Source organism: Streptococcus sp. HMSC076H09 (assembly GCF_001811765.1).
GTDB classification, from domain to species: Bacteria; Bacillota; Bacilli; order Lactobacillales; family Streptococcaceae; genus Streptococcus; species Streptococcus agalactiae.
This window is the reverse complement of the sequence record NZ_KV806604.1, coordinates 74,028-94,979: the sequence shown is the minus strand read 5'-3', so window position 1 is coordinate 94,979 and position 20,952 is coordinate 74,028. Positions and strand designations below refer to the sequence as shown.

Annotated in this window: 22 protein-coding genes; 3 read left to right on the top strand and 19 right to left on the bottom strand. The window is 35.9% G+C overall.

What is annotated here, in order from left to right; translation table 11 throughout:
- Positions 1-12 precede the first annotated feature (12 nt).
- The 15 genes from HMPREF2818_RS05565 to HMPREF2818_RS05495 form a co-directional block, all read right to left on the bottom strand.
- The gene (locus HMPREF2818_RS05565) at positions 13-747 is read right to left on the bottom strand and encodes a class I SAM-dependent DNA methyltransferase (protein WP_000257076.1); all 735 of its coding nucleotides are present in this window, start codon (positions 745-747) and stop codon (positions 13-15) included.
- Between the two features lie 65 nt (positions 748-812).
- On the bottom strand, positions 813-1,169 hold the full coding sequence (rsfS, locus tag HMPREF2818_RS05560) for a ribosome silencing factor (protein WP_000136423.1): 357 nt from the start codon (positions 1,167-1,169) through the stop codon (positions 813-815).
- 1 nt (position 1,170) lies between these two features.
- Positions 1,171-1,692, bottom strand: coding sequence for a cysteine hydrolase family protein (locus HMPREF2818_RS05555; RefSeq protein ID WP_000128167.1), 522 nt, complete (start codon positions 1,690-1,692; stop codon positions 1,171-1,173).
- Between the two features lie 63 nt (positions 1,693-1,755).
- A complete protein-coding gene (gene yqeK / locus HMPREF2818_RS05550) occupies positions 1,756-2,343 on the bottom strand; it encodes a bis(5'-nucleosyl)-tetraphosphatase (symmetrical) YqeK (protein ID WP_000221168.1) in 588 nt (195 codons plus the stop codon).
- A complete protein-coding gene (locus HMPREF2818_RS05545) occupies positions 2,340-2,972 on the bottom strand; it encodes a nicotinate-nucleotide adenylyltransferase (RefSeq protein ID WP_001162766.1) in 633 nt (210 codons plus the stop codon). The genes yqeK and HMPREF2818_RS05545 overlap by 4 nt, the downstream gene beginning before the upstream one ends.
- 129 nt (positions 2,973-3,101) lie before the next feature.
- A complete protein-coding gene (gene yhbY, locus HMPREF2818_RS05540; protein ID WP_000958131.1) occupies positions 3,102-3,419 on the bottom strand; it encodes a ribosome assembly RNA-binding protein YhbY in 318 nt (105 codons plus the stop codon).
- A gap of 92 nt (positions 3,420-3,511) precedes the next feature.
- Complete coding sequence (gene yqeH / locus HMPREF2818_RS05535) at positions 3,512-4,630, bottom strand: ribosome biogenesis GTPase YqeH (protein WP_000391744.1); 1,119 nt, start codon at positions 4,628-4,630, stop codon at positions 3,512-3,514.
- Positions 4,630-5,157 carry a YqeG family HAD IIIA-type phosphatase gene (locus HMPREF2818_RS05530; RefSeq protein WP_000020580.1) on the bottom strand — a complete coding sequence of 176 codons (528 nt, stop codon included), beginning with the start codon at positions 5,155-5,157 and terminating at the stop codon, positions 4,630-4,632. Before HMPREF2818_RS05530 ends, yqeH begins: the two co-directional genes overlap by 1 nt.
- Positions 5,158-5,273: 116 nt before the next feature.
- Positions 5,274-6,188 (bottom strand): DMT family transporter, encoded by a 915-nt coding sequence (locus HMPREF2818_RS05525; protein ID WP_000161967.1) that lies wholly within the window; start codon positions 6,186-6,188, stop codon positions 5,274-5,276.
- A 129-nt stretch (positions 6,189-6,317) separates the two neighbouring features.
- Entirely contained in the window at positions 6,318-7,760 is a 1,443-nt protein-coding gene (gatB, locus tag HMPREF2818_RS05520; protein WP_001008631.1) for an Asp-tRNA(Asn)/Glu-tRNA(Gln) amidotransferase subunit GatB, read from the bottom strand.
- On the bottom strand, positions 7,760-9,226 hold the full coding sequence (gatA, locus tag HMPREF2818_RS05515; RefSeq protein WP_000009532.1) for an Asp-tRNA(Asn)/Glu-tRNA(Gln) amidotransferase subunit GatA: 1,467 nt from the start codon (positions 9,224-9,226) through the stop codon (positions 7,760-7,762). The genes gatB and gatA overlap by 1 nt, the downstream gene beginning before the upstream one ends.
- A complete protein-coding gene (gene gatC / locus HMPREF2818_RS05510; RefSeq protein WP_000703033.1) occupies positions 9,226-9,528 on the bottom strand; it encodes an Asp-tRNA(Asn)/Glu-tRNA(Gln) amidotransferase subunit GatC in 303 nt (100 codons plus the stop codon). The genes gatA and gatC overlap by 1 nt, the downstream gene beginning before the upstream one ends.
- Before the next feature lie 137 nt (positions 9,529-9,665).
- On the bottom strand, positions 9,666-12,311 hold the full coding sequence (gene ppdK / locus HMPREF2818_RS05505) for a pyruvate, phosphate dikinase (RefSeq protein ID WP_000448257.1): 2,646 nt from the start codon (positions 12,309-12,311) through the stop codon (positions 9,666-9,668).
- 12 nt (positions 12,312-12,323) lie between these two features.
- Positions 12,324-13,154 (bottom strand): pyruvate, water dikinase regulatory protein, encoded by an 831-nt coding sequence (locus HMPREF2818_RS05500; protein ID WP_000390090.1) that lies wholly within the window; start codon positions 13,152-13,154, stop codon positions 12,324-12,326.
- Between the two features lie 10 nt (positions 13,155-13,164).
- Positions 13,165-13,794 carry a transcriptional regulator CcpN gene (locus tag HMPREF2818_RS05495; RefSeq protein WP_011074751.1) on the bottom strand — a complete coding sequence of 210 codons (630 nt, stop codon included), beginning with the start codon at positions 13,792-13,794 and terminating at the stop codon, positions 13,165-13,167.
- Positions 13,795-13,967: 173 nt separating this feature from the next.
- On the opposite strand from HMPREF2818_RS05495, the gene HMPREF2818_RS05490 reads away from it, so the two are divergent.
- Positions 13,968-14,948, top strand: a complete 981-nt coding sequence (locus HMPREF2818_RS05490; RefSeq protein WP_256948415.1) for a 3-hydroxyacyl-CoA dehydrogenase — start codon at positions 13,968-13,970, stop codon at positions 14,946-14,948.
- A gap of 46 nt (positions 14,949-14,994) precedes the next feature.
- On the opposite strand, the gene HMPREF2818_RS05485 is transcribed toward HMPREF2818_RS05490, so the two are convergent.
- The 3 genes from HMPREF2818_RS05485 to HMPREF2818_RS05475 form a co-directional block, all read right to left on the bottom strand.
- Positions 14,995-15,543: a cysteine hydrolase family protein gene (locus tag HMPREF2818_RS05485; RefSeq protein ID WP_000158743.1), complete on the bottom strand. Its 549-nt coding sequence runs from the start codon at positions 15,541-15,543 to the stop codon at positions 14,995-14,997.
- A 66-nt stretch (positions 15,544-15,609) separates the two neighbouring features.
- Positions 15,610-16,395: a GTP-sensing pleiotropic transcriptional regulator CodY gene (codY, locus tag HMPREF2818_RS05480; RefSeq protein ID WP_001133183.1), complete on the bottom strand. Its 786-nt coding sequence runs from the start codon at positions 16,393-16,395 to the stop codon at positions 15,610-15,612.
- A gap of 125 nt (positions 16,396-16,520) precedes the next feature.
- Positions 16,521-17,732, bottom strand: coding sequence for a pyridoxal phosphate-dependent aminotransferase (locus tag HMPREF2818_RS05475; protein ID WP_000688108.1), 1,212 nt, complete (start codon positions 17,730-17,732; stop codon positions 16,521-16,523).
- A gap of 267 nt (positions 17,733-17,999) precedes the next feature.
- On the opposite strand from HMPREF2818_RS05475, the gene HMPREF2818_RS05470 reads away from it, so the two are divergent.
- Complete coding sequence (locus tag HMPREF2818_RS05470) at positions 18,000-18,452, top strand: universal stress protein (protein ID WP_000080032.1); 453 nt, start codon at positions 18,000-18,002, stop codon at positions 18,450-18,452.
- Between the two features lie 55 nt (positions 18,453-18,507).
- Here the strand turns inward: HMPREF2818_RS05470 and HMPREF2818_RS05465 are convergent, their stop codons facing one another.
- Positions 18,508-19,890, bottom strand: a complete 1,383-nt coding sequence (locus HMPREF2818_RS05465; protein ID WP_000974891.1) for an HAD-IIB family hydrolase — start codon at positions 19,888-19,890, stop codon at positions 18,508-18,510.
- A 68-nt stretch (positions 19,891-19,958) separates the two neighbouring features.
- Between HMPREF2818_RS05465 and HMPREF2818_RS05460 the strand changes: the two genes are divergently transcribed.
- Positions 19,959-20,921, top strand: coding sequence for an asparaginase (locus HMPREF2818_RS05460; RefSeq protein ID WP_000723060.1), 963 nt, complete (start codon positions 19,959-19,961; stop codon positions 20,919-20,921).
- Positions 20,922-20,952: the final 31 nt, after the last annotated feature.

Below are 20,952 nucleotides of genomic sequence, written 5' to 3'. Positions count from 1 at the left end.
CCAAATTATTACTTATTTATGAGCTACAAAAAACCAGCGAGCAGAAGTTGCAGTTGGTTTTTTATCTTCAAAATCTGCATACACCTTAACATCTTTAAAACCTGCCTGTTCAAGTAAAATATCATAAGTCAAAATATCATAAGTACGCTCTTCATGAACTTCATCATGACGTGTAAATCGACCATCTTCTTCTTGAACAAAAAATGTTAATTCATGGACAATAGAATGAGGTGCATCATCTTCATAAGTATCCCACACCATAGCAAAGTCATCTGCATTTTCATGATAAGAATAACCAGGAAATACTTTATCTGTTTGATAAGTCGAATGAACATCAAAAATAAAGACGCCATTTTCTTCTAAGGCCTTATAGACTTCGATAAAAACATCACCAACCTCGACTTCATCTTGCATATAACAAATAGAGTCTGAATAGCACGTGATGAGATCATATTTACCAACATTAGATAAATCTAACATATTTCCTTCAATAAACTGGATACTTTGGTGAGCAGAAGTTGCACGTTTTTTGGCAAGTTTCAGCATATCGCCACTAAGATCAAGTCCTGTAACAGCATAACCAGCTTGTGAAAATCGAACAGACTGAATTCCCGTACCACATGCTAATTCCAAAAGTTTTTTCTTACCTTTTGGAAAATGACGAAGTGAAAAATCAGTCCATTTATCATATAAAGTATCATCCATGACAGCATCATAAACAGCTGCAAAAGTTTCATACGTTGCCATATAATAGTTCTCAAATCTTTCTTGATATTACATCTCTCAAAAAGCAGTCCCAAGACTGCTTAGCTTTATTCTGTCATAAAGTCTTCAGCATCAAGCAATGGTGCTTCATGCCAAAGTTTTTCAAGGTTATAGTGCTGTCTCTCATCTTCAGAGAAGATATGAACCACGACGCTATTGAGGTCAAGAAGTACCCAACCAGCTTTACTATCGCCTTCAAGGTGGCTAGCATCCCCACCATTTCCTTTTACTTGTTCACGGATATTGTCTGCGATTGCTTCTAACTGCCTACTATTACTTGCACTCATAATCACAAAGTAATCTGCAACACTCGTTACAGGCTGTAAATCTAAAATTACAATATCTTCTGCTCGTTTTTCATCTGCAGCCTTAACGACTAGCTGTAGTAAGTCTTTTTCTGTCATTTTATTCCTCGTTTATTAATTTCAATAAGTTATCTTTTGCTACCATTGTCGCAAAACGATGATGCCAAATATTCTCGTAATGTTTTTTAATAGAATCCCCACTTAAAGTTGGTGTATCAAATGTTAGGTGTCCACCTTGTGGAATAAAGATATCATAACCATATTCAAAAGCAACTTTTACTGATGTATCAAAACAGTATTCTGTTTGAAGTCCCATCATGATCAATTGACTAATATGCTTACTTTGCAAGTAATCATGTAAATGAGTATCTTTAAAACAACTATTGTAAGTTTTATCAATTATTTTGTGATGCGTCACAAGATGTCGCCGTTCCCAAATTTCCCACTGTGGAGAACCTTGAGGCAATTCCTCATCATGATGCCTTATCCATATCACTTCACAATTAGAACCTTTGGCACTTAAAAGTAAATCATCTAAAAGCTCTGCAAAATTTGTTAAATGCTTTGGTTTCTTATCCATAATACCTTGTTGGATATCAATTAGTAAAAGTGCACAAGTCATACTTTCCTCCAAAATGACCACTGCATCGCCAAACCTATCATGACCATTATTTCAATAAAAGAATTAGTCGAGATAAGGTATATAAGCATTATAGGTTTCAATCGTTTTAGGATAGATAGGCTGAGCCTTACTTGCTAAAAACGAAACTGTTCTAGCAGTCTCATAAGCTACTGCTTTATTAAGGTCAACTTTCGCTAACTCACGAGCTTCTTCAACTCCTGGAAAATCTCGATTGTGTTCAATGTAATCTGCTACATAAACGATTTTATCCAATGTGGACATTTGGGCTGAACCAACAGTATGTTTTGCAATAGCAGCTAAAATATCTTGATCTTTGATAGCTAGATCCTCTTGTATTTTATAAATGCCAACAAGACCATGCCAAATATTATTACCCCATTTTTTTAGGTCGGGATCTAGTTGGTATTTATCAATTAATCTAAGAAATTCATCATCAGATAGTTCTTTAGCATAATCATGTAATAAAGCAGCTAGGCCCGCTTTTTCCTTATCATAACCATACCGTTCTGCTAATTCTATTGCAGCACGCTCTACTCCTAACACATGATTAAAGCGCTTGTCGGACATCATATGACGCACTTTACTCAAAAGTTCAGTCCGATCTAAACCTGTGTAATCTTTGTAGGTCATTTGTAAAGACCTTCTTTCCTGATATAATCTAATACCTCTTTAGGCAGTAAATAGTTGGGCTGACGATTACTTTTAATAAATTGACGAATCATACTTGATGAGATATCCATCAATGGCAGATCCACCCAAATAACGGGATATGATGTACCAGCTTTATATTTTGGACGTTGAACACCAACAAACTGCACCATTTTAACAAGTTCATCAATACGATGCCACTTAGGTAGATATTCCACCATATCTGCCCCAATAATGAAATAATAATCAACATCTGGATTTTTTTCAATTAGAAGCTTCATCGTATCGTATGTATAGCTGATACCTTTACGTTCAATTTCAATCGGTTCAATAGATAAACCATCAATGCCTTCTATTGCTAATTCAAGCATCTTGAGACGATGCTGTTCATCAATTGTCTCTTTTTTATCAATATGTGGTGGCTGAAATTCAGGCATCAACAGAACTTGGTCTAAACACAATTGCTGACGTACTTGATCTGCAACAACAAGGTGGGCGTTATGAACAGGGTTAAAATTTCCTCCCATAATTCCAATTTGTTTTCTGTTAGTATCTCGCTTTTTCTCTTCTAATTCAACTTTTGTAAATGGTGTTAGCAATTCGAGTGCCATAATTCCTCCATGAACAAGTAGTATCTCTAAAAAAACAAACACTGATTATCATGATCAGCTATCATACGGAAGTGTAACTTAGGTAAATCGTTTTTTAGTTCTATACTCTATTTCTTAATCTATTGTAGTTTAGTTTGATTTTACTGCTTTTACTTTAACTGAAATTTTACGATTTTCTTTGCGCGCTGACTCTTTATAAAGAATCAAGATACGTCCTATTTTAAGGACAGTATCGCAGCCAATTTCATCTTCCAGAACTTCAGCGACATCGTGGATATCTTCATCGGTATTTTGTAAAAGGGTTACTTTGATTAGCTCACGTGCATCGAGTGCATTACGTACGCTTGTTTTGATTTGATCATTTAAACCATTTTTCCCAATTTGAATAATGGGTTTCATAGAATGTGCTTCTGATTTTAAGAAAGCACGTTGTTTAGATGTTAACATATTAGTTTCCTTTTTATCTATTATAGGATTATGACTGTATCATCAGTTAAATTAGATGAAAAATCGTCATATGTTGCTGGTTAATTTAGTTATTAAATTAAAGCTTTGCGTAAAACAACTGCCACGCCTTCTGGAGCCCAAGCAGCTACTACTACTGGATTTTCTGCTTCTGATTTCACACGTATCCAACCAAGGCCCGAATAAACAATATCCATTTTATTCTTGATTGTAAATTCATGACGAACTAATTTAGGAAAATCTGAAACTTCCTTACCTGTTGGTGGTGTTAATAATTTTCCAACATGTTTAGTGTAAAATTCATCTGCTCCAACTAGTTTAGTGCGGTGTAAATTCAGGTTATTATCAAAATATGCCGTAAAACCTTGTTTTTGACCAGAAATAAAATCAAAACGTGCTAGGCCAGCCAAGAATAATGTTTGTTCTGAATTAAGCTGATAAGTTTTGGGTTTTATTTCTTTTTTAGGACTAACATATTTAAGATTTTTTGCTGTCAAATAATGAGCCATTTGATGACGATGAATAATACCCGGGGTATCAAAAATATAGCTACCATCATCAAGAGGTATTTCTATTTTATCTAATGTTGTACCTGGGAAACGTGAGGTCGTAATAACATCACGACTACCAGTGATTTCACGAATAATAGCGTTAATAAGAGTTGACTTTCCAACATTAGTAACCCCAACAACATAAACATCTCGACCATGACGATACTTTTCAATCGTATCAATCAAATCCTTAATAGCATGATGATTTTGGGCACTTGTCAAGATGACATCAACAGGACGAAGCCCCTCTTCATGAGCTCTCTCAGTTAACCATTGTGTTACTTTTCCATCTTTAACCGATTTGGGAAGAATATCTTTTTTATTTCCTACTAAAAGAACATCGTTTCCTGCAACGAAACGACTAAGACCAGGAATAATTGAACCATTGAAATCAAAAATATCAATGACATTCACCACAAGGGCATCACTATCTCCAACCTCATGTAGTAATTTCAAAAATTCATCATCAGTGATATGAACGTCAGTAATCTCATTATAGTGGCGCAATCTGAAACAACGCTGACAGTATAATTCTCCTGTCTCTAAACCTTTTTCAAGTGCTGCACGAGGTGTATAGCCAGCAGCATCTTTATTTTCAGTTTGAATCCTGGCTCCGCAGCCAATACAAAATAACTCTTCCATTAAATTCCTTTTTGATATACGATTTTACCGTAATTCTCTTCTATTTTTTTCCAAACGCGACGTTCACGTAAGCGATTGAACTTGGTATTCCAAGCATCAGATTTAACAATTGGTTTTACCAATACGGACTTTATTCCTGCGCGATGACTAGCACGAATATCTGTCATCAATTGATCTCCAACCATAATCACCTCGTCACGATCAAAGCCATAACGCTCAATTGCCATGTTTATACCACGAGTAAATGGTTTCATCGCACGACTTACAAAATCCACACCAAAACGTGATACTGCACGTTCTACGCGAGCATGATTGTTGTTAGACACTACTACAACTGAAATATCCGCTGTTGTCATCTCATCTAACCATGCACGCACCTCAGCAGTACCATCTGGATTATTCCAAGCAATGAGTGTATTATCTAAATCAACTAAAACCGCACGAATGCCATGACGTAATAAATCTTCTGCTCTTAAATCATAAACTGCCTCAACCACGAAGGTCGGCCTATAATCATCTATACTCAATTTCATCTCCAAAAAATATATTTTACTATTCATTCTACCATAATTCTCAAGAGATAGCGAGTAAAGAAAAAAGGTCTTTAAAGACCTTTAAATTAGGGTTTCAACCCCAAAAGATACTATTTTACTCGTTTCATTTTCTTCAATGCAATTAAATCTTTGTAAGAGATTAGAGTTACAGCAAGGAAAATAAACAACATCCCAAGTAAATCTATTGGATAAAAAATTTCTCCTAAAACAAGTACTGTCAAAAACACCGAAGAAACTGGCTCTACCGATGCTAATAAGCTACCCTTGACAGCACCTACAATACTAACCCCTTTAAGGAAAAAAGTGTAAGCAAAAATGGTCCCAATACCAATAATGCCAATATAAGCAAGTATACTCATCACATTAATTTGTAAGGGGTATTGCCACGCTTTTGTCACCAAACTAAATAAAATCCCACCTATAAACATTCCTGAACCAATAACAATCGTACTTCCCCATTCATGAATAAGTTTTACAGGTAATAAAATATAAATAGAATAAGTAATGGCTGAACCAAGCCCCCACATTAATCCTTTCGGTGTGATAGCTAAACTTCCTAATTTCCCATGCGTTGCAATCATATAGGTTCCTAAAATTGCCATAGCAATTGCTATTATTTCAAAAGATGTTGGTCTTTGTCTGTTTAGGATACAAACAATACTCAAAATAAGTATTGGTGCCATATATTGCAAAACCGTTGCAGTTCCAGCATTTGTTAAATGAATCGCTCTGAGAAAAGCATATTGATTTAAAACTAAACCAAATATAGAAAAAAGTAAAACCTGCTTTAAAAATTTTGGCTGTTTCCACGCTGCTACTAAATGCTCCTTTTGTTTTGATCTAGCTAAAGACAAGAGAAAGATACCTGTTATCAACAATCGTAAAGAAGTCAAAAGGTTAACGTGTACTCCGTGCGACATCAAGTATTGACCACTAATTCCAGAAATGCCCCATGCTAGTCCGGCAGCTAAGGTCATCATTGTTCCTTTTTCTTTTTTAGTCATTTTTCCCCTCATTTTTATTTCTTAAACACTGTAGTTAGAGTCATCTGATAAATATCTTAGCTTCTTAATTATTTATCCCTAGGCGTTCGTGCTAAATTAGCGAATAAAAACCAGCCAAAAGGCTGATTTCTATTCTTCTTTTAATTTTGCTAATTCTTGCGCTAACAGCTTCAGAGCAACTTGTGGATTAGCTTGTCCTTTTGTTGCTTTCATTAGATAACCTGTGAAGGCCTTATCAGCATTGCGTTTTCCTGACTTAAAGTCAATCACAGCAGCTTCATTATCTGCAAAGACTTGATGAATAATTGGGATTAATACTTCAGGATCTGAAATTTGAACTAAACCAGCCTTTTTAACGAATTCTTCAGCTGAACCACCATTTTTAGCTAAATGCACAAAAACTTTTTTAGCAATTTTGGATGAAATTGTACCGTCAGCAATCAAGCTAATCATCTCAACCAAATTCTCAGGAGTCAGACCAATTTCTTCGATTGATTTTGATTCACTGTTAAGAAATTGCGCCACTTCTCCTTGTAACCAATTGGAAACTTGTTTTGCATCACCCCCAATAGCAACAGCTTTTTCAAAGAAATCAGAAGTTGCTTTTGTAGCTGTTAATTGGCTAGCATCATAAGATGATAGACCAAAAGACGATACATATTTCGCACGACGTTCCTGTGGAAATTCTGGTAATTCTAAACGAACTTGATCAATCCATTCATCCGAGATATCAAATAGTGGTAGATCTGGTTCAGGGAAATAGCGGTAATCTGATGAGCCTTCCTTGACACGCATCAAAATAGTCTCACCTGTTGTTTCATCAAAACGACGAGTCTCTTGCTGAATTTGACCACCAGATCGTAAAACTTGTGCTTGACGTTTTTCTTCATGTATCAAACCTTTACGTACATTATTGAATGAGTTAAGGTTCTTAAGTTCTGCTTTAGTACCAAACTCTTCTTGACCATAAGGACGAAGTGAAATATTGGCATCTACACGCATAGAACCTTCTTCCATTTTAACGTCAGAAATTCCAGTATATTGGATAATCTCTTTGAGAGCTGTCAAATAAGCATAAGCTTCCTCAGGAGAACGCATATCAGCTTCTGATACAATTTCAATCAGTGGAACACCTTGTCTATTAAGGTCAACATAGGAATAACCATCTGTCCCATGTGTATTTTTTCCTGCATCTTCTTCGAGGTGGGCACGCTCAATACGAATTTTTTTTCGTGTACCATCTTCTAATTCGATTTCAATCCAACCATTGTAACCAATAGGCTCATCAAACTGTGAAATTTGATAAGCTTTAGGATTATCTGGATAGAAATAATTTTTACGGTCAAAATGCATGTTCTGATGGATATCCATATTCAAGGCAAGTGCTGCCTTGATTCCTGCATCAACAACTCCTTTATTCATGACTGGAAGGACACCTGGGAAAGACCAGTCAATTACATTTGTATTAGCATTTTGTTCCTGACCAAAATGAGCGGAAGAAGGTGAGAAAATTTTAGAGTTCGTATTTAATTCAACATGGACTTCAAGTCCAATGACTGTTTCAAAATTCATTAGTTCTCACCTCCAAAAATTTTAGGTTGTTGTTTATGATAATCTGTCGTTGCTTCGAAAGCAGCAGCAACCTGATATATTGTTTCTTCACTGAATTTCGGACCAATCAACTGCATACCAACCGGTAGACCTTTATCAAAACCAGCAGGGATTGAAATACCTGGTAAACCAGCCAAATTAACTGGTATTGTTAGAATATCAGCTAGGTACATTGCAACTGGATCGTGATTTAAAGAATCTAAGTCAAAGGCTGTTGTTGGAGCTGTTGGACCTAAAATCAAGTCATAATCTGCGAAAACTTTTTCAAAATCTTGAATAATCAAACTACGAACTTGACCTGCTTTTTTATAATAAGCATCGTAATACCCAGAAGATAAACTGAACGTTCCCAGCATAATGCGACGCTTAACTTCGTCTCCAAAACCTTCAGATCGTGTATTGACATAGATATCATCCAAGTTTTTATAATTTTCTGTACGGTATCCATAACGAATACCATCAAAACGTTGTAGGTTTGAAGAAGCTTCCGATGAAGCAATAATATAATAAACAGCAACACCGTATTTAGAATGCGGTAAACTAACTTCCTCAATAACTGCACCTAGTTTTTCCAGATGTTTTGCGGCCTTAATAATCGTTTCTTTAACTCCTGGCGCTATTCCTTCTCCCAAATATTCTTTTGGTAAAGCAATTTTCATTCCTTGAATATCTTGACCAATTTTAGCAGTAAAATCGCCTACAGTACGCTCAGAAGAAGTTGAATCTCTTACATCATGCCCAGAAATAACTGTCAAAAGCTGTGCATTCTCTTTTACTGTTTGAGACATCGGTCCAATCTGGTCAAGCGAACTACCGAAAGCAAACAAACCAAAGCGTGATACACGTCCGTAAGTTGGCTTCATACCAACGATTCCATTAAATGAAGCCGGCTGGCGAATTGAACCACCTGTATCAGAGCCCAATGACAAACGTACTTGTCCTGAAGCTACTGCTGCTGCAGAACCACCTGATGATCCTCCCGGAACTTTACTATGGTCCCAAGCGTTATTTGTCTTTTTAAAATAAGATGTTTCTGTAGAGCCTCCCATGGCAAATTCATCCATGTTTGCTTTACCAATCACAATCATATCTTTAGCATATAACTTTTCAACAGCCGTAGCATCAAAGATTGGCTCATAGTTATAGAGCATTTTAGAAGCAGCTGTTGTAAGAATCCCCTTTGTTGAAATATTATCTTTAACTGCTAAGGGAATACCTGACATAACATTATCAGCATCAATTCCTTTATCATCAATTTCTTTGGCTTGAGCTATTGCCATATCATCAGAAATAGTAATAAAAGATCCAACCGCTTGTTCACGCGCATGAATATCTTCCAATGTAGCTTTTGTTAATTCAGTTGCTGAAATTTCTTTTTTAACGAGAAGATCATGCAACTGATCAATTGATTGATTATTAAACGACATTAGGCATCTCCTCCATCCTCAAGAATTGCAGGTACTTTAATATAATAATCTTGATGCTGTGGTACATTTTTAAATAAGTCATCACGATTATTGCCTGGTTGAGCAATATCTTCACGCATCACGGTTTTGCGATCTGCCATGGTCGTTGTTACTGGTACGCCTTCTGTGTCAACTTCATTTAAGAGTTCAATCATATCAACAATCTTTGACAAACTTGACGCAAATTCTTTAGTCTCTTGATCAGAAAAGCGCAATTTTGACAGATTGGCAACATGACGCACTTCTTCTTCAGAAATTTTCATGAGTTCTCCTTATATCTGTATCATTTTCGTTTTAAGATAGTCTCTACTATTATAGCATATTAAACTCTCAATGTTATCACATTATCCCAGCTTTTCATAATAAACGCTTCTTACCTATGATAAGAAGCGTTTACTGTTTATTTATCTATTGTTATATCATTTCTACTTTGTTTGATTTTAGCCTGTGCAGCCGCTAATTTAGCAATAGGAATTCTAAACGGCGAACACGATACATAATGTAACCCCTGTTGGTAACAGAACTCAATAGATGATGGTTCTCCACCATGCTCTCCACAGATACCTATTTTAAGGTTTGGCTTAACTTCTTTTCCTAACCTCACTGCCTGCTCAATAAACCTTCCTATTCCTTTTTGATCTAAAGCTTGGAAAGGGTCTTTTTTTAGAAGTCCTTTATCAACGTATTCTCCTAAGAATTTTCCAGCATCATCTCGTGAAAATCCAAAGCTCATTTGTGTTAAATCATTGGTCCCAAAACTAAAGAAATCCGCAAACTTTGCAATATCATCCGCTATCATACAAGCTCTTGGTGTTTCAATCATTGTCCCAATAGGAAATGATAAGTTAATTTTTTTAGATTTACTCTCCTCAATAATTGTCTCTTCAATCAGATCACGTATTATAGAGATTTCTTCATGCGCTGACACTAAAGGAATCATAATTTCTGGCTTTGCCTCATATCCCTCTTTCATTGCAAGTATAGCGCCTTGTACAAGAGCTCTCATCTGCATTTGGTAAATTTCCGGATAGGTAATCGCAAGTCTACAACCACGATGACCTAACATAGGGTTGAATTCTTCTAATGTTTGAATCCGTTTTTCAATAGCTAAAGTAGATATCCCCATTTGTCTTGCCATAGATTCGATAGACTCTTTATCATGGGGTAAGAATTCATGTAAAGGAGGGTCAAGCAAACGAATCGTACAAGTTTTACCTTTCAATACCTTAAAAATTTGATAAAAATCGTCTCTTTGGAAAGATAAAAGCCTTTCTAGAGCCTTCCTTCGACTCAATACATCATCTGCTAAAATCATTTCTCTAACGACTGGAATACGTTCATCGTCAAAAAACATATGTTCCGTGCGACAAAGACCTATTCCTTCTGCTCCAAAGTCCAAGGCCTTTTGAGCATCTCTCGGATTATCTGCATTTGAACACACCATCATATCTCGATTTTCATCTACCCATTTCATAAATATCTCAAAATCACAATCTACGCTAGTCTCTGCCATCGGAACTTGTCCTATATAAACATTTCCTGTAGCACCATCGATTGATAACATCTCACCTTCTTTTATCGTTTGATGCCCAATAGAAATTTCTCGTCTTACTTCATCAACCAATAATTGACTACAGCCTGCAACGCATGGTTTCCCCATTCCTCTGGCTACTACTGCCGCATGGGAGGTCATTCCGCCTCTTGCTGTTATAATCCCGTTTGCACTAACCATCCCCTCGATATCTTCAGGTGATGTCTCTTGTCTGACCAATAGCACTGGATTTCCCTTTTTCATCTCTTGAACAACATCTTCTGCATGGAAATAAACTTTCCCATAAGCAGCTCCAGGAGAGGCTGGAAGTCCTGTCGTCAAAAGAATAGCTTTCTTTAAACTTTCCAAGTCAAAAGAAGGGTGTAATAACTGATCTAATTGTTTAGGCTCGATACGTAGTATAGCTTCTTCTTTACTAATTAGGCCTTCATTTACTTGATCTACTGCTATTTTGATAGCTGCCTTCGCTGTACGCTTACCGCTTCTCGTCTGAAGCATATAAAGATTACCATTTTCAATTGTAAACTCCATATCTTGCATATCGCGATAATGAGCTTCTAACTTTTGGGTAACGCTTACAAACTCTTGGTAAATAATAGGCATTTGTTCTGCCAACTTTGATATGGATTGTGGTGTTCTGATACCTGCAACAACATCTTCTCCTTGTGCATTAATCAAATACTCACCAAATAAATTTGCTGCTCCAGTTGATGGGTTTCGTGTAAAAGCAACTCCCGTTCCGCTGTTATTTCCCATATTCCCAAAAACCATAGCTTGAATATTAACGGCTGTTCCAAGCGTCTCCGAAATATCATTTAATTTACGATAAATCTTAGCTCTTGGATTATTCCATGATTTAAAAACTGCCTCAATTGCTAACAAAAGCTGCCTTTTAGGATCTTGCGGAAATTTTTCTCCTGCTTCTTTTTGATATAGTTCTTTGTAAAATTCAACAAGTCTCTGTAAATCTGAACCAGTTAGTTCTGTGTCATCTTGATAACATTTATCTGTCTTAAGTCGATCTAAAATGGTATCAAATTTATATTTTGGAATGCCTGTAACCACATCTGCAAACATTTGGATAAAACGACGATAACTGTCATAAGCAAAACGCTCGTCTTCTGTCTTTTTCACTAAACCTTGGACACTACGATCATTTAACCCTAAATTTAAAACTGTATCCATCATACCAGGCATCGAAAAAACTGCTCCTGACCGAACTGACACCAACAAAGGATCATCAACACTTCCTAATTGCTTGTTCTGTTCAACCTCCAATTGTGCCATTGCTTGATCAATTTGACTAAGAATACTCTCTCGGATATGGCAAGCGTTATCATAATAATCATTACAAGCCTGTGTTGTAATAGTAAAACCTTGTGGTACCGGTAACCCAATACTCGTCATTTCAGCTAGATTAGCTCCCTTACCACCTAGCAGTTCCTTCATTTCCTTACAACCTTCATCAAAATGATACACAAACTTAGTTTCCATCAGCGTCTCCTTTTACAGATTTTTAGCTACTTGTCCATTTGTTTTTAAGATTTCTAAAATAATCGTTGCTGTTTCTTCGATTGCTTTATCAGATACATTAATGATTGGGCAACCTAAATTTTTCATAACTTCTTCAGCATACCTCGTCTCCTCCAAAATCCGTTCTAAACTGGCATAATTTGCCGTACTAGAAAGACCTAAGGACTTTAATCGAACTTTTCGGACTTGATTAAGATGATCAACCGAATTAGTTAGTCCGATAATTCTCCTAGAATCAATCATACGTAATTCTTTAGGAACAGGAACCTCTGGAACCAAAGGAATATTAATAACTTTAATATTTTTATCTGCTAAAAACATACTTAATGGCGTTTTAGAAGTTCTTGAAATTCCTATAATAACTAAATCTGCTTGTAAAATACCTCGCGGATCTCTCCCATCATCATATTTTACTGCAAATTCTATTGATTCTACTCTTTTGAAATAATCATTGTCTAAGCGTCGTAAAATCCCTGGTTCTCCCAAAGGATCTATACCCGATATCCTTGATATTCCTTGAATAACATTTGTTAATAAGTCAACATAAGCATAATGTTCACTTTCACATCGTTTCTGTGCATAGGAAGCCAAAGCAACATCAACTAAACTAAACATCATAAATACTGTCTTCTGGCTAGCCTCTTCAAAAACTTGTTCTAAGCGTTCCTGACTGTTAATATAGGAAAAACATTGAAAATGCCAATCATCATGTCCTGGAAATTGTGACAAACACGCTTTTGCAATAGCTTTGGCTGTTTCCCCTAAAGAATCTGAAATAATAAATATAGTGAGTTGATCTTCCATCAGTTTCCTCCTAATAATCTCTTATTTCTAAAAACAAACTAGCGAGGATTGTTTTAGATAATTTCCCGATCACTTTAAATTTTTCGGGATATTGCTTATCATGACGAACGACAGGGAGACTATCCACTTTTCTGCTCACTAATTTATCAGCTGCCGCAAAAAGACTTTCATTTTCTAAAACAGTTGTCACGTGTGGCATACGTGTCATCACCATTCCTATTGGCATTTTAGAAAGATCTCCTCCGCCAATACTGGTCTTTAATAAATCTTTACGTGACACGACTCCACAGAGAAAATCATCATCATCCAAGATAAAAGCACAACCAGCATCTTCCATAAAAATATGTACAATAACATCATAAACTGAATCTTTTTGATGAACTGTCAGAGGGATCCCCATAATTTCTGAAACTGTCATCTTTTCAAAATGACTTGTCCCTATTGAAGCATGATACTGTCCTAAATAAAAATAACCAACCTTAGGTTTTGCATCTATGATACCTAGCATACTTAAAACCGCCAAATCAGACCTTAGTGCTGCTCTTGTTACTCCTAATTTCTCAGCTATTAGCTCACCAGTAATGGGCTGAAACTGTTTGATAATATCAATAATTCTTTCTTGCCTTTGATTTAATTGAATAAGATCACCTTCTTTATATATTGTATACTATTTATTTTATATGTTATATTATATATCTTTTTTTACTGAAATCAAGTAAAAAAAGATACTATTTTAAAAATAATCATACTATATATTTGCTTTTAGACATATCTTTTGTTAAACTTTCTTCGAAAACGTTTTCGAATATAAGTATCGGAGGTTGTAATATGACAATTAAAAATCTCACTGTTGCAGGAAGTGGCGTTCTAGGTAGTCAAATCGCCTTTCAAGCAGCTTACAAAGGAATGTCTGTCACCATCTATGACATTAACGATGAAGCTTTAAATAAGGGAAAAGAACGTATCAAAAAATTAGCTAAAGTCTATCAATCAGAAATTGAAACAGCAAAAGAAGCATATAGTGATAAAGCTAAAAGTATCAAGTATAATAAAAACTTATTGCCTAGCTTAGACCATATTTTTCTTTCAAAAGTTGCCGATTCATTAGACTTGATTGCTGATTTACCAAACCAAATTACTTTTTCAAAAAACTTAGACCAAGCTGTAAGTGACGCCGATTTAGTAATCGAAGCTGTCCCAGAAACAGTTAGTATAAAAGAAGATTTTTACAAACAATTAGCTAAAGTGGCACCTTCAAAGACAATCTTTGCAACAAATTCTTCAACACTTGTTCCAAGTCAGTTTGCTGATATAACAGGACGGCCTGATAAATTTTTAGCAATGCATTTCGCTAACAATATTTGGCAAAATAATATTGTTGAAATTATGGGACATAAGGGAACTGACGACGAGGTTGTCAAAGAAGCTTTGGCATTCTCAAAAGATATTGGTATGGTACCTTTACATATTCATAAAGAACAACCTGGCTATATTCTTAATTCAATACTAGTTCCATTCTTAGAGAGTGCATTAGCATTGTACTATAATAAGGTTTCTGATTCTGAAACTATTGATAAAACCTGGAAGTTAGGAACAGGAGCACCGATGGGACCTTTAGAAATTTTAGATATTATTGGCATCGATACCGCTTATAATATCATGAAGAATTATTCAGATACCAACAGCGATCCTAATAGTCTTCATGCTCACCTTGCAAAAATGCTTAAAGAAGAATTCATTGATAAAGGACGTACCGGTAAAGCTGCTGGACACGGCTTTTATGATTACGACTAAACTATAAAAGAGGTTAGATAAAAATCTAACCTCTTTTATAATTCAACTAAAGAATAGTTGCACCAAGAACAGTTTTAAAATGATTTAAAGCCCATTGATGATTACTATCATTTAAGCTAGCTACAGCTGCTGCTGGGACCTCAATTTTATAACCTAAGTTATAAGCATCAATTGCTGTGTGTAATACACAAATATCTGTCAATACTCCTGTCAATATCAAAGTATCTATTCGTCTTTCACGTAGGCGAATATCTAAATCAGTGCCAGAAAAGGCAGAATAATGGCGCTTATCTATCCAAAAAACACGACTATCTTCCTTAATAGTTTCATATAGAGTTCCCAAAGGACCATATAGGTTTCTACCAGAAGTCCCTTTAATATTATGCTCAGGAAAAAGATTGGTCTCTGGATGAAAAACATCTCCAATATCATGATTATCAATCGCAAAAAAAATATAATCCCCTGACCGGTATGCTTTCTCTGTAACGTCAGCTATAGCTGAAGCGATAGATTGCGCTGGTTTACCTGCCGTTAATTTCCCATCATCTGCCACAAAATCATATGTGTAGTCTATTGAGATGAGTGCTTTTGTCATTTTTCTTCTTATCTCCTCTTGATTTCAAAAAAGGAACTGAAAGCTACTCCCAGTCCCATGCTATGATTAATTATATTCTTTTAATTTGTCAAAAATACCTTCGTTAATAACTTTGAGGTATGTTCCCTTCATACCGAGTGAGCGGCTCTCAATGATTCCCGCAGACTCCAATTTACGAAGAGCATTTACAATAACGGAACGTGTAATTCCAATACGGTCTGCAATAACAGATGCCGTTAGGCGTCCTTCAAGTCCATCTAATTCTCCTAAGATAGCAGCTACAGCTTTCATTTCTGAATAAGATAGAGTGTTGATAGCCATTGTCACCGCTGTTTGTTTACGAATATTTTCTTCTAGATTTTCTGTTTGAAGGTTAAGTAATTGAATACCAACAACGGTGCTTGCAATTTCAACTAAAATCAAATCATCGTCGCTAAATTCTTTATCATTACGCCAGATAATAAATGTTCCCAAGCGCATTCCACCACCATAAATTGGAGCGATTGTTGTAATACCATCTTGGAAGTTTTCCTTTGTCTCAACTGGGAAAATTGACAAATCATTATCTACTGATAAGTTAGCTTCTGTATCATAAACACGACTAGCAGATTTAACATAGTAATCTGGGAATTGTTTTGTTTCAAAAAATTCTTCCACACGGTCAGTGTTTGTTTTATATTTCATGGCATAGCCAAGTAAGTTACCACCACCATTAATAATACATGCGTTACAGTCAATAATATCAGCTAGTTGAGCCGCCATTGTATTATATGGTAATTCGGCATCTAAGCTATCTACGGAACGCTGTAAGATGGATGTAATTTTTCTAGTTTTTTCTAATAAATTCGGCATTTCCTTCATCCTTTGTATGTTTTGCGTTACAATTATATCAAAGCATTTTAGCTTTTGCAAATCGATATCAGTACATTTTAAGAACTTCTATTATTAATTTAATGTTTATCTAATAAAAATTCATTCTAGCGCTTGTATTGGCTTAAAAAGCGAGCCATTTTTTCTTGTAGTTCAGTCAATTCATCAACACGTGGTAAGTAAACAATTCTAAAATGGTCAGCGGTATTCATATTAAATCCTCTACCGTGTGTTAGTAATACTTTTTCTTGTTTTAAGAAATTAAGCACAAACTCTTCATCATTATCAATACGGTACATATCTGTATCAATTTTAGGGAAAAGATACAGTCCAGCATTTGGTTTTACAGCAGATAAACCAGGTATTTCATTAATTGCTTTATGGATATAATTACGTTGCTCGTAGATACGACCTCCTGGCAACAACATACTATCAATAGATTGCTGTCCGCCTAACGATGTTTGAATAACCTGTTGAGCAAGAACATTTGAACACAGCCTCATGTTAGCTAACATATTCAAACCTTCAATATAACCTTTAACATGTTGTCGCGGACCAGACAATACCATCCAACCAACGCGGAAACCACAGATGCGATGTGATTTAGATAAGCCAGATAAAGTAACTGTAAAAATATCCTCTGCAATAGAAGCAATTGGGATATGCTCCATTCCATCCATAACTAAACGGTCATAAACCTCGTCTGAAAAAATAATCAAGTCATTTTGTCTAGCAATATCCACAATCTCTTGCAAAATTTCACGCGGATAGACTGCTCCAGTTGGATTATTTGGATTAATGAGGACAATTGCTTTTGTTTTGGATGTGATTTTTGATTTGATATCATCAATATCAGGATACCAATTAGCTTCCTCATCACAAATATAATGCACAGCATTTCCACCAGCAAGGCTAACACAAGCTGTCCATAACGGGTAATCTGGCATTGGAACTAGAACCTCGTCATCATTATCAAGCAAAGCTTGCATTGACATAGAGATTCCCTCACTAACACCATTAACAATGTATATATCATCCATGTCAACATGGATGTTTTGTAACTGGTAATACTGCATAACAGCCTTACGAGCTGAAAAAATACCTTTCGAATCAGAGTAACCTTCTGATTCACGCGCATTCGTAATTAAATCACGAATGACTTCATCTGGCGCTTCGAAGCCAAAGGCAGCTGGATTTCCAGTGTTTAACCGCAATATCTTTTCACCATTTGCCCTCATGCGGTCCGCCTCTTCTAAAACAGGGCCTCTAATATCATAAGCCACATGTTCCAGCTTCATTGATTTATCAAATATCTTCATAAAAATACCTCGTATCTTCCATTATAAAACAAATATTCTCAAAATTGAAACATTTACTGCGGTTTATCAAGCGATTAAGTTAATATTAAGCTATTTCAGAAAACTAACATAAAACGCTTTCATTTTTCTAGAAAAAACGTTATAATATAGCTATAAAATGAATAACCAACATATCTAACTTACTCATCACTCACTCCTTCTGATAAGATGGCTAGTTGAGTACAAGAGGTTATCTCTTTTTGGTTATATTTAGAGGAGGACAGGCTTATGTCACAAAAATATGAACGCATCCTTGTCGCTATTGATGGATCAACAGAATCTGAACTTGCTTTTGAAAAGGCAGTTAACGTTGCTCTTCGCAATGATTCTGAATTAATCTTGACACATGTTATAGATACACGTGCTTTACAAAGCTTTGCGACATTTGATACTTATATCTATGAAAAATTAGAAAAAGAAGCAAAAGATGTCCTTGAGGAATATGAAAAACAAGCTCGTGAAAAAGGAGCAGATAAAGTTAGACAAGTTATTGAATTTGGTAATCCCAAAACATTACTTGCACATGATATTCCAGAAAAAGAAAAAGTAGACTTGATTATGGTTGGTGCAACAGGTCTTAATACCTTTGAGCGTTTCCTTATCGGATCTTCCTCAGAATACATCCTTCGTCACGCTAAAGTAGATTTACTCATTGTACGTGATCCTAATAAAACAATGTAAATTTAAATACGCTCACTTTCTAAAATATCCTGAGTTATATTAACTCAGGATATTTTTATTTTCGATTTAAGGATTTCTGAATTTGGCTATCTAATTCACGTCGAATTGATGGCTCAGGAGCGAAATGTTCTTCCCAGTCGTCTGGTTTTAAAATTTTATGAGTAACAGGATCAAAATGAGCTTTGCCATCTGGAAAGATTTTACCCATATTGGCCTCATGTACTGTATCAAAAAGAGGTTTTGGGTCGACTCCCATAAGAACAAAGGAGCCATAAGTCAGATAAAGTAAATCTGTTAAGGCATCCACTTCTCCCACTAATGGTGTTTCTGGATGGTCTTTAGAAATAACCTTATCTCTTGCTTTATCAATAGCTAAGTGTAAATTACGGATAGATTGGTCAAATACTTTTTGGTTACCTTGACTAGCAGCATACAAGAACTCAACGATTTCTTCTACTTTAAAGTCTGACCTGAAACCAGCTTCCTTACTGTCATATAAGCGTGGCGTTTCAATAGTTTCACCATCCATTAATAGATGGAAGGATTTTACTTTATTGAAATTCTCGTCACGACTACTGAATGTTTTTTCAATCTCAAATTGAATAAGTCCATAATGGGCTAATGCCTTAGAGATACCATCATCATTATTGTCAGCAGTTGTATAACGTGCATTTTCTTTCACTTGCTGACTGGCGTTCCCCATGGCAACACCAATGCCAACTTGAGATAACATCTCAATATCATTATCAGAATCTCCAAATGCTATCACTTCGGATAAATCAAAACCATAGCGTTGACCAACACGTTCAATTCCCTTAACTTTTGACTGCTCTTCAGAAATGACATCCATTGAGTAAGGACTGCTTCTTGTTAATTTAACACGAGGAAATTGTTTTTGAATTCGCTCTGATTCGCCCTCTGTTGCAACTAAAACGACCTGATAAATAGGTTCTCGTAAGATAATCATGAGGCTATCAATATTTTGAGGTTTAATCCGACGAATAAAATGCTTAAAGCTTCGTTCAATCGCTTTTGCCCATTTTCTCGGAACAAGGCTAGATACAATCTGCCCCAAACGGCTAGTTCCTAGACCAATAATACCTGAACCGAGTAATCCCGAGGCTGTTCCTAATGAAATTTCTCTTCTTCTTGCTCCAGCATATCGAATCAGACGATAGACAGTTGTCTTAGATAATTGATTGGTATAAATAATTTCACTTCTACTATAGATATATTGACCATTATAGGTTACAGCAAAATCTAAACCAAGGTTTTCTAAAAAAGGTTGTACAAAACTAGGACCTCGCCCCGTTGCTAAACCGACTAGTATTCCTTGGTCTTTCAAATTTCGAATTGCTTTAATTGTTGACTTTTGTACATTCTTACGATCATTAAGAAGTGTACCATCAATATCAAAAAATACTGCCTTAATTGCCACTGGGTCAACATCCCCTCTTTTTTATGATAAAATAAATTATATCACAACTTGAAAGAAGTATAAAATCAATGAAAAAAATCCTTGTTCTACATACAGGTGGAACGATTTCCATGAATGCTAACGAGAAGGGACAGGTCATGTCCAGCGCCGATAACCCAATGAAATACGTTGATTTATCATTAGATGACCTTGATTTGACTGTTGTAGATTTTCTAAATCTTCCCAGTCCTCAAATCACCCCTCATCATATGCTTGATATCTATCACTATCTGAAACAACATGCCAGTAATTTTGATGGTGTTGTCATTACGCATGGGACTGACACTTTAGAAGAAACAGCATATTTTTTAGACACAATGATACTCCCTAAAATCCCAATCATCATTACTGGTGCTATGAGAAGCACAAATGAACTTGGTAGCGATGGCGTTTATAATTACCTATCAGCCCTCCGTGTCGCTAATAGTACTAAAGCTGCCGACAAGGGGGTGCTAGTTGTCATGAATGATGAGATACATGCTGCTAAATATGTCACAAAAACACATACAACAAACGTTTCGACCTTCCAAACCCCTACACATGGGCCCCTTGGGATTATTATGAAACAAGACCTGCTTTTCTTTAAAGCAACTGAAGAGAGAGTTCGTTTTGATTTAGATAAAATTACAGGAACTGTTCCTATCGTGAAAGCATATGCTGGCATGGGTGATAGTGGTATCATTAGCTTTTTAAATTCTCAAAATATTAGCGGATTAGTTATTGAAGCACTCGGTGCAGGGAATATGCCCCCAAAAGCTGCACAAGAAATCGAAGAATTAATTGAGCAAGGTGTCCCTGTTGTTCTAGTGTCTCGCTGTTTTAATGGTATTGCTGAGCCAGTTTACGGATATGAAGGTGGCGGAGCAAGATTACAAGAATCTGGTGTCATGTTTGTTAAAGAACTAAACGCTCCCAAAGCCAGACTCAAATTACTCATTGCACTCAATGCAGGTCTCACAGGGCAAAATCTAAAAGACTATATTGAAGGTTGATAAAAAACTCTAGAAATATTTCTAGAGTTTT

Bases quoted from the DNA above. Each gene is read 5' to 3' on its own strand.
- HMPREF2818_RS05460 (WP_000723060.1), top strand. From the start codon at position 19,959: ATGAAAAAAATCCTTGTTCTACATACAGGTGGAACGATTTCCATGAAT.
- gatC (WP_000703033.1), bottom strand. From the start codon at position 9,528: ATGAAAATTTCTGAAGAAGAAGTGCGTCATGTTGCCAATCTGTCAAAA.
- HMPREF2818_RS05475 (WP_000688108.1), bottom strand. From the start codon at position 17,732: ATGAAGATATTTGATAAATCAATGAAGCTGGAACATGTGGCTTATGAT.
- HMPREF2818_RS05565 (WP_000257076.1), bottom strand. From the start codon at position 747: ATGGCAACGTATGAAACTTTTGCAGCTGTTTATGATGCTGTCATGGAT.
- yqeK (WP_000221168.1), bottom strand. From the start codon at position 2,343: ATGACCTACAAAGATTACACAGGTTTAGATCGGACTGAACTTTTGAGT.
- ppdK (WP_000448257.1), bottom strand. From the start codon at position 12,311: ATGGAAACTAAGTTTGTGTATCATTTTGATGAAGGTTGTAAGGAAATG.
- gatA (WP_000009532.1), bottom strand. From the start codon at position 9,226: ATGTCGTTTAATAATCAATCAATTGATCAGTTGCATGATCTTCTCGTT.
- yqeH (WP_000391744.1), bottom strand. From the start codon at position 4,630: ATGGAAGAGTTATTTTGTATTGGCTGCGGAGCCAGGATTCAAACTGAA.
- HMPREF2818_RS05555 (WP_000128167.1), bottom strand. From the start codon at position 1,692: ATGACTTGTGCACTTTTACTAATTGATATCCAACAAGGTATTATGGAT.
- HMPREF2818_RS05525 (WP_000161967.1), bottom strand. From the start codon at position 6,188: ATGACTAAAAAAGAAAAAGGAACAATGATGACCTTAGCTGCCGGACTA.
- HMPREF2818_RS05500 (WP_000390090.1), bottom strand. From the start codon at position 13,154: ATGGAAGATCAACTCACTATATTTATTATTTCAGATTCTTTAGGGGAA.
- rsfS (WP_000136423.1), bottom strand. From the start codon at position 1,169: ATGACAGAAAAAGACTTACTACAGCTAGTCGTTAAGGCTGCAGATGAA.
- HMPREF2818_RS05545 (WP_001162766.1), bottom strand. From the start codon at position 2,972: ATGGCACTCGAATTGCTAACACCATTTACAAAAGTTGAATTAGAAGAG.
- HMPREF2818_RS05485 (WP_000158743.1), bottom strand. From the start codon at position 15,543: ATGACAAAAGCACTCATCTCAATAGACTACACATATGATTTTGTGGCA.
- HMPREF2818_RS05470 (WP_000080032.1), top strand. From the start codon at position 18,000: ATGTCACAAAAATATGAACGCATCCTTGTCGCTATTGATGGATCAACA.
- gatB (WP_001008631.1), bottom strand. From the start codon at position 7,760: ATGAATTTTGAAACAGTCATTGGACTTGAAGTCCATGTTGAATTAAAT.
- codY (WP_001133183.1), bottom strand. From the start codon at position 16,395: ATGCCGAATTTATTAGAAAAAACTAGAAAAATTACATCCATCTTACAG.
- yhbY (WP_000958131.1), bottom strand. From the start codon at position 3,419: ATGTTAACATCTAAACAACGTGCTTTCTTAAAATCAGAAGCACATTCT.